Raw genomic sequence first — 5,037 nt, 5'->3', positions numbered from 1 at the left:
CGCACCTACGAGGGCGAGGGCGTCGGCGCCCGCTACACGTGGGCGGGCAACAAGAAGGCGGGCGAGGGCGCGATGACCCTCGCCGGGATCACCCCGGGGGAGATCAAGGTCGACCTGCAGTTCCTCAAGCCCTTCAAGGCCGAGAACGACATCACCTTCGCGCTCACGCCCGCAGGTGAGGGCACCCACGTGGCCTGGACGATGAGCGGCAACCGCAACATCGTGTTCGCCGTGCTGGGCAAGCTGTTCTTCGACAAGGCGATCGGCAAGGACTTCGAGAAGGGCCTCGCCTCGCTGAAGGCCGCCGCCGAGAAGGGCTGAGCGGAAGGTCACCTGAGATACCCCGCGGGTACGGCGGGCGCGCCGACTAATCTGTGCACATGACCGATGCCCCCGACATCAAGCCCCGCTCGCGCGACGTCACCGACGGCCTGGAGAAGGCCGCCGCCCGTGGCATGCTCCGCGCGGTAGGGATGGGGGACGAGGACTTCGCCAAGCCGCAGATCGGTGTCGCGTCCAGCTGGAACGAGATCACCCCCTGCAACCTGTCGCTCGACCGGCTCGCGAAGGCGGTCAAGAACGGCGTGCACGCAGGCGGCGGCTACCCGCTCGAGTTCGGCACCATCTCGGTGTCCGACGGCATCTCGATGGGCCACGAGGGCATGCACTTCTCCCTCGTGAGCCGCGAGGTCATCGCGGACTCGGTCGAGGTCGTGATGAGCGCCGAGCGGCTCGACGGTTCGGTCCTGCTCGCCGGCTGCGACAAGTCGCTGCCCGGCATGCTGATGGCTGCCGCCCGCCTGGACCTCGCCAGCGTCTTCCTCTACGCCGGCTCGACGATGCCCGGCAGCGTCGACGGCAAGGACGTCACGATCATCGACGCCTTCGAGGCCATCGGTGCGTGCCTGGCCGGCAAGATCACCCGCGACGAGGTCGACCGGATTGAGCGCGCGATCTGTCCGGGCGAGGGTGCCTGTGGAGGCATGTACACCGCCAACACGATGGCCGCCGTCGGCGAGGCCCTGGGCATGTCCCTGCCCGGCTCGGCCGCTCCGCCGGCCGTGGACCGTCGCCGCGACGGCTACGCCCACAAATCGGGTGAGGCCGTCGTCAACCTGCTCCGCAAGGGCATCACCGCGCGCCAGATCATGACCAAGGAGGCGTTCGAGAACGCCATCACGGTGGTCATGGCGCTCGGCGGTTCGACCAACGCCGTCCTGCACCTGTTGGCCATCGCGCGCGAGGCCGAGGTCGACCTGCAGCTCGACGACTTCAACCGGATCGGCGACAAGGTCCCGCACCTCGCCGACCTCAAGCCCTTCGGCAAGTACGTCATGAACGACGTCGACAAGATCGGCGGCATCCCCGTCGTGATGAAGGCGCTGCTCGACGCCGGCCTGATGCACGGCGACTGCCTGACCGTGACCGGCAAGACGATGGCCGAGAACCTCGCCGAGATCGACCCGCCCGACCTCGACGACGACGTGATCCACAAGCTGGACCGGCCGATCCACGCCACTGGTGGCCTGACGATCCTCAAGGGTTCGCTGGCGCCCGAGGGTGCCGTCGTGAAGACGGCCGGATTCGACGCCTCGGTGTTCCGCGGCACCGCCCGCGTGTTCGACGGCGAGCGCAAGGCGCTCGACGCACTGGCCGAGGGCAAGATCGTCGCCAACGACGTCGTGGTCATCCGCTACGAAGGCCCCAAGGGTGGCCCGGGCATGCGCGAGATGCTTGCGATCACCGGTGCCATCAAGGGCGCCGGCCTCGGCAAGGACGTCCTGCTGATCACCGACGGTCGTTTCTCCGGCGGCACCACCGGTCTCTGCGTGGGCCACATTGCCCCCGAGGCCGTGGACGCGGGACCGATCGCGTTCGTGCGCGATGGCGACCCGATCACGCTCGACGTCCTCAACCGGACGCTCGAGGTCGAGATCGACGACATCGAGTCCCGCAAGGTCGGCTGGGAGCCGCTTCCGCCGAAGTACACCCGGGGTGTGCTCGGCAAGTACGCCAAGGTCGTTCAGTCGGCCGCTCACGGCGCCGTCACCAGCTGAGGCGCCCGATGGGCAAGGTCCACGACCAGGTCGACGGACGGCTGCGTGCCTTCGTCGAGAAGCAACAGGTGTTCTTCGTCGCGACGGCACCGCTGTCCGGCGACGGCCACGTCAACCTGTCGCCGCGCGGCATCCCGGGCACGTTCGGCATGGTCGACGGCCACACCTTCGCCTGGCTCGACACCACGGGCAGTGGCAGCGAGACGATCGCGCACCTGCGCGAGAACGGCCGGATCACGGTGATGTTCTGCGCCTTCGAGGGACCGCCGAACATCGTCCGCTTCCACGGCCGCGGCCGCGTCGTGTCGCTCTACGACGACGAGTACGCCGACCTGGTGGCCCGTTTCGAGGACCAGCCCGGCGCCCGGGCGGTGATCGTCGTCGACATCGAGCGGATCTCCGACTCGTGCGGCTACGGCGTCCCGCTGATGGAGTACGCCGGCCAGCGCGACCTGCTGGGGCCGTACTTCGAGCGCAAGGGCGTCGAGGGTTCGGCCGAGTACCGCCGCCAGAAGAACCGGACCAGCCTCGACGGCCTGCCGGCCTTCGACTTCGACCCGCCCGCGGAGCAGTAGTAGCGGACAGGATCGCGCACGTGCGCGATGTTGGTCGGTTCAGGAGCGCGCGGGGCGACCAGGATCGCGCATGTGCGCGATCACGTTCATCCGTGCACCGGGAAGTGCACCCGCCACGCCTCGGACATCCGGGGCGGTGCGTCGGGGTGGCCGCGCTCGACGAGCAGTCGGTGGATCTTCGACAGGGTCTGGTCCGGCCGGGCGTACACCCCGCGCGCGATGACGACGACGATCCGCCAGCCGTCATCGTCGATCGCCTCCCTGCGCCGGAGGTCTGACTCCCACTGGTCGATCCGGTCGACGTGCTGGCGGCCGTCGTACTCGACGATGAGACGGATCTCCGGCCAACTGAGGTCGTACTTGCGCCGCTCCATCGTCAGGGGATCGCCCACGGTGAGGTTGACCTGAGGCTCGGGCAGGCCGGCCAGGACGATGAGCATGCGCAGCCTCGTCTCCATCGGGGAGTCCACGCGCGAACGCACGAACGCGAGGGCAGCGCGAGCCTGGGCAGTTCCGGGACCGCAAGCCTCGGCGCAGTGCCGTTGAAGTTCGTCGAGTCCGATCATTCGGCGGACCATGGCGTCGCCGACGACAACCAGGTCGGCGAGCGCGAGCTTCTGGGCGAGTTCGACGAACGTCTCGGGCAGGGCAGACACTCGGATCCCGTCGACGATGACCGATCGGCCGTCGGGGTCGACGTGGCATCGGACGCCCGCGCGAGACCGGCGCTCCGCGGCGGTGGGAACGGTGACGTGCTCTTCCGGGTCGATCGGCACCGGCAGCCGCCATGCGCGCGCGGCGGTGCTGTGGCTGGCACGCGCCCGGTCGCCGAAGGGAAGGAGCGCTGCCCGGGCCAGCAGGACCGGCCTCACTTCGACGTCCGCCGCGACGTAGATGCCGGTCAGCAGCCGCCGGTAGCGCTGGGACCGGAGTTGGCGCGGCGTGATCCCTGCGGCGAGGGCCTGCTCCCGGGTTAAGGGCTGGCGGACGTCGAGCTCCGTCGTGCGGGCGGTCCTGGTCATGGGATGAGGATGATCCAGATCGTCGGTCGGCGTGGGTGCTCATCCACAGGCCACTAGGGTCGGCGGCGTGCCTGATGTCAACGAGTTCGGCCAGCAGGTCGGCGCCGTCGTACCCGACTGGGAACCGCGGCCCTTCCCGGAGCCTGTCGCCCTGCCGGGGCGCTACGTCAGGGTCGAACCGCTGACCTCAGCGCGCTACGCCGACCTGTTCGCCTCGACCTGTGGCCCCGATGACGGCGGCCTGTGGACCTACCGGCCGGTGCCGCGACCGACGTCGCTGGCGACCTTGTGGATGCACCTGGCCGCGCTGCTGGAGACTCCCGACTGGGTGACGTACGCACTGATCCCGCTCGAGGGTCCGGGCGCAGGCAAGGCGGCCGGCATCGCGTCGTACATGCGCATCGAACCGGGCCACGGACAGGTCGAGGTGGCGGGCGTGCTGTTCGGCCAGGCCCTGCAGCGGACCCGCGGCGCGACGGAGGCGATCCACCTGTTGATGCGGCACGCCTTCGACGACCTGGGGTACCGCCGGTTCGAGTGGAAGTGCGACAGCCTGAACGAGCCGTCGCGGCGGGCAGCGCGACGTCTCGGCTTCGTCGAGGAGGGCCGCTTCCGCAACCACATGGTCACCCAGGGCCGCAACCGCGACACCGACTGGTTCTCGGTCATCGACAGCGAGTGGCCCGCTGTCCGGACCGCGCACGAGCAGTGGCTCGCAGCGGACAATTTCGACGCCGACGGGCGGCAGCAGCGCTCGCTGGGAGATTTCTTCGACATCTGATGTCGAAACCTGTCGAACCCGGGTCCCGCGTTCGTGGAGAGGGTGAGAGGCGGTCACCGGATCGCCACCATCCGAAGGGAAACGGCAATGTCTGCCATCACCACCAGCACGACCAGCACGACCCCCACCACCTCCGTCCGCACCCGACGCGTCCCGGTCGGCGTGCATGCCTTCGGCGTCGCCGTTGTCGCGGCCGTCGTCACCGGCGGGTTCGAGGCCATCACCCGCGCCGTGGGTGTGCCCTACGAGTTCGCGTTCCCGGGCGCCGAGCCGGCCACGATGCCCGTCAGTGGACTGTTCTTCGCCGTCCTCGAGTTCGGCGTGATCGGCGCGATCATCGCGGCGTGTGTCGCCCGTTGGGCCCGACGGCCGCGGTCGACGTGGCAGCGCACCACCGTCACGCTGACCGTGATCTCGGTGGCGCCGTCCCTGGTCGCGGCATCGACGTCGTACGCCACCAACGTCGCGCTCGCGGTCAGCCACGTGGTCGCTGCCGCCGTGATCATCCCGCTCGTCGCCCGGCGCCTGTCCGAGACGAACCCGCGCCGCGCGTGACCGGTGTCGGTGCGGGGTGGTGGAGTGGATCCATGGACCAGCGGATC

6 protein-coding genes are annotated in these 5,037 nt (G+C 69.5%); 5 read left to right on the top strand and 1 reads right to left on the bottom strand.

Annotated elements, in window-relative coordinates; all coding sequences use genetic code 11:
* From ACOADB_RS24035 to ACOADB_RS24025, 3 genes are all read left to right on the top strand, one after another.
* Nucleotides 1–321 (top strand): SRPBCC family protein (locus ACOADB_RS24035; protein WP_378604734.1); only part of this gene is annotated, 321 nt, incomplete at its 5' end.
* A 59-nt stretch (nt 322–380) separates the two neighbouring features.
* Entirely contained in the window at nt 381–2,057 is a 1,677-nt protein-coding gene (gene ilvD / locus ACOADB_RS24030) for a dihydroxy-acid dehydratase (RefSeq protein ID WP_378604731.1), read from the top strand.
* Between the two features lie 8 nt (nt 2,058–2,065).
* A complete protein-coding gene (locus ACOADB_RS24025) occupies nt 2,066–2,632 on the top strand; it encodes a pyridoxamine 5'-phosphate oxidase family protein (RefSeq protein WP_378604727.1) in 567 nt (188 codons plus the stop codon).
* Nucleotides 2,633–2,718: 86 nt separating this feature from the next.
* On the opposite strand, the gene ACOADB_RS24020 is transcribed toward ACOADB_RS24025, so the two are convergent.
* The gene (locus ACOADB_RS24020) at nt 2,719–3,654 is read right to left on the bottom strand and encodes a DUF559 domain-containing protein (protein WP_378604724.1); all 936 of its coding nucleotides are present in this window, start codon (nt 3,652–3,654) and stop codon (nt 2,719–2,721) included.
* Between the two features lie 67 nt (nt 3,655–3,721).
* On the opposite strand from ACOADB_RS24020, the gene ACOADB_RS24015 reads away from it, so the two are divergent.
* Both ACOADB_RS24015 and ACOADB_RS24010 read left to right on the top strand, forming a co-directional pair.
* Entirely contained in the window at nt 3,722–4,435 is a 714-nt protein-coding gene (locus tag ACOADB_RS24015; protein WP_378604721.1) for a GNAT family N-acetyltransferase, read from the top strand.
* Nucleotides 4,436–4,522: 87 nt separating this feature from the next.
* A complete protein-coding gene (locus ACOADB_RS24010; RefSeq protein WP_378604718.1) occupies nt 4,523–4,990 on the top strand; it encodes a DUF6069 family protein in 468 nt (155 codons plus the stop codon).
* The last annotated feature ends 47 nt before the right edge of the window (nt 4,991–5,037 follow it).

This window comes from Nocardioides sp. CPCC 206348, from assembly GCF_048654705.1.
GTDB lineage: Bacteria > Actinomycetota > Actinomycetes > Propionibacteriales > Nocardioidaceae > Nocardioides.
The sequence above is the reverse complement of the archived record's forward strand: the minus strand, read 5'-3'. Positions and strand labels throughout refer to the sequence as shown.

What these genes read in the sequence shown, in the direction of transcription:
- ACOADB_RS24020 (WP_378604724.1), bottom strand. Translation starts at nt 3,654, where the DNA reads ATGACCAGGACCGCCCGCACGACGGAGCTCGACGTCCGCCAGCCCTTA.
- ACOADB_RS24025 (WP_378604727.1), top strand. Translation starts at nt 2,066, where the DNA reads ATGGGCAAGGTCCACGACCAGGTCGACGGACGGCTGCGTGCCTTCGTC.
- ilvD (WP_378604731.1), top strand. Translation starts at nt 381, where the DNA reads ATGACCGATGCCCCCGACATCAAGCCCCGCTCGCGCGACGTCACCGAC.
- ACOADB_RS24010 (WP_378604718.1), top strand. Translation starts at nt 4,523, where the DNA reads ATGTCTGCCATCACCACCAGCACGACCAGCACGACCCCCACCACCTCC.